The following is a 2,447-nucleotide window of genomic DNA, read 5'->3' on the forward strand; positions in this document are numbered from 1 at the left end:
TAGAAGATGGTAGGGGCACCCCCACCTCCGCCTGGGACGGCAGCCGGAATGACTGTCCTGGGCCGACGGTCGAGGATTCATCGTGTGAGGTTGTCGGGGGAACGACTGCCGTACGCGGCCTGCCTGGTCATCGGGCCGGCGCTGTTCACCGCGGCCGACCTGTTCTGGGTCGGCGAGGCGGAGTACGGCCTGGTCGCCGGCACGCTACTGGTCCTGGGCTCGGTCGCCTGGGTCGTCGGCTTCGCCGGCATCGCCGCCGCGATCCGCCCGTACGCGCCACGGGTCGCCGGCTGGGGCATGCTTCTCGCCTCGTACGGCGCGGTCTGCGGCGGCGCCGCCTTCGGCCTGCAAGGCGTCCTGAACGCGATTTACGGGATCAGCCATGACCAGGCGCTGGCGGCCCTCGGCGACCACCCCGTCGCGGCCAACGTGATCTTCTGGGTGGGCGGACCGGCGTTCCCGATCACGCTCCTGCTCCTCGCGGTCTATCTGCTCGCCAGCCGGCGAGTCCCGGCCTGGACGGGCATCCTGCTCGCCGCCGGCGCGGTGCTGTTCCCCGTCGCGCGGATCCCGCGGATCGAGCTCGTCGCCCTGGCGGTCGATCTGCTCCTGCTGATCCCGGCCCTGTATCTGGCGACAACGATCGCCCGCGGCGACGGCCTCCCCCGCCGTGGCGCCCGACCGGTCCGGCCGCGCGTCGAACAGGCCCAGGACGCGGTCTGACGAGCTCTAGAAGCCCAGCGCCTGCTGTGTGGCGTTCAGCGGGGCGACCAGGTCACCGTATCGCGCGAGGCGGGCGCGGATGTTCGCGGGACCGAACGCCGGGAACTCGGCGGACCCGTTCGCCCATGCGCGGACCTCGTCCCAGGTCGCCGGTGTCGCCGCGCTCGGCGTGGGGAGGCCGCGCAGGGCGTACGGCGCCACCGTGGATTTTCCTGGGTCGTTCTGGCTCCAGTCGATGAAGACCTTCCCGGCGCGGACGGCGCGGGTCATCCGGTCGACGACCCGCTCGGGTGCGCGGCGGGCGAGCAGCGCCGCGACGGTCCGGGCATGGGCCTTCGTCTCGTCGAACGTCACCGGCGTGTTCAGCGGCACGTGGACGTGCAGGCCCTTGAGACCCGACGTCTTCGGCCAGGCCCGCAGGCCGGTGGCGGCCAGCGTCTCGGCCAGGTCGAGGGCGACGGCGCAGGCGTCGGCGAGGCTCGCGGGGAAACCGGGGTCGAGGTCGAACACGAGACCGGTCGGTCGGTCGAGGTCGTCGGCCCGGCCGAGGAAGGGGTGCAGTTCGACCGCGGCGAGGTTGGCCGCCCACACCAGGCCCGCGGTGTCGTCGATGACGGGCGCCTCGAACGTCTTGCCGGTGCGGGGATAGTGCATGACGGCGGTACGGATCCAGTCGGGGTGCGGTGGGGTTCGGGTCTGGTAGAAGTGCCTGCCGTAGACCCCGTAGGGAAAGCGGTGCAGGGTCAGCGGCCGCCCCCGGATGTGCGGGAGCACGGCCTCGGCGACGTCGAGGTAGTAGGCGACCAGGTCGCCCTTGGTGAACGGCACGTCGGGGAACAGGACACGGCCGGGTGTCGACACGCGCACGGCACGGCCGTTGGCTCGCACGGTCGGGTCGCCGGTCATGACGCGTCGGTGAGCTGGTCGACGGTGCAGGACGCCGCGGTGCGGTCGGGGCGCCAGCGGCGGAACCGGGCGGGGTGCCGGAACCGCAGGCCGTCCGGGCGGTCGTAGCCGACCTCGCAGACGAGCGCCGGGCGCAGCGGTATCCAGTCGCGGGTCATCTGCGGCGTCCACCGGCCGGCCGAGCCGGCGAGCCGCCCGATCGAGCCGCCCTCGAGGGCGAACCCATGGCGCCACGGGTGTTCGTCGAGGTCGGTGACGTAGGGCGCGAGCGTGGCCGGCATGGCGTGCCGCTGGTCGCGCGAGAACGACGAGACCACGCCGACGTGTCGCAGGTCGCCGGCGTGGTCGTAGAGGCCGAGCAGCAGCGAGCTCAGCTCACCGGCACCGCCGACCCGGCAGCCGGCGACGACGCAGTCGGCGGTCCGGTCAGGCTTGACCTTCCACCACCCGCGACGCCCGGGTTCGTAGCGGCCGTCGACCGGTTTGGCGACCACGCCGTCGTAGCCCGCGGCGAGGTCGCCGCGCGCCCACCGTTCCGCGACCTCGGGATCCCCCACCGACGGCGTCAGCGCCACCACCGGGTCCGCGGCGGCGAGGAAGTCCGCCAGGGCGGCGCGGCGCTGCCCGTACGGCTGTTCACGCAGGTCACGGCCGTCCCGGGCCAGCAGGTCGAACGCGACGAACCGGGCCGGTGTCGCGGCGGCCAGGCGCGCGACGCGGCTCGCGGCCGGATGCAGCCGCTGCGCCCGGCCTGGCGGTTCCCGGCGGGCGCGGGCCGGCACGCCCTGCGACTCGCCGGCGCCGGGGTCGTCACCGTC

At 74.0% G+C, this 2,447-nt stretch carries 3 protein-coding genes; 1 reads left to right on the forward strand and 2 read right to left on the reverse strand.

Translation table 11 applies throughout. The features are described from left to right. Nucleotides 1–90 precede the first annotated feature (90 nt). Nucleotides 91–723: a hypothetical protein gene (locus tag AB0H87_RS40675; RefSeq protein WP_360158851.1), complete on the forward strand. Its 633-nt coding sequence runs from the start codon at nt 91–93 to the stop codon at nt 721–723. A gap of 6 nt (nt 724–729) precedes the next feature. On the opposite strand, the gene ligD is transcribed toward AB0H87_RS40675, so the two are convergent. Next, a complete protein-coding gene (gene ligD / locus AB0H87_RS40680) occupies nt 730–1,629 on the reverse strand; it encodes a non-homologous end-joining DNA ligase (RefSeq protein WP_360158854.1) in 900 nt (299 codons plus the stop codon). Then, a partial coding sequence (locus AB0H87_RS40685; RefSeq protein WP_360158857.1) for an ATP-dependent DNA ligase occupies nt 1,626–2,447 on the reverse strand: 822 nt, incomplete at its 5' end. The genes ligD and AB0H87_RS40685, both read right to left, overlap by 4 nt.

Source organism: Asanoa sp. NPDC050611 (genome assembly GCF_040654855.1).
Taxonomy (GTDB): domain Bacteria; phylum Actinomycetota; class Actinomycetes; order Mycobacteriales; family Micromonosporaceae; genus Asanoa.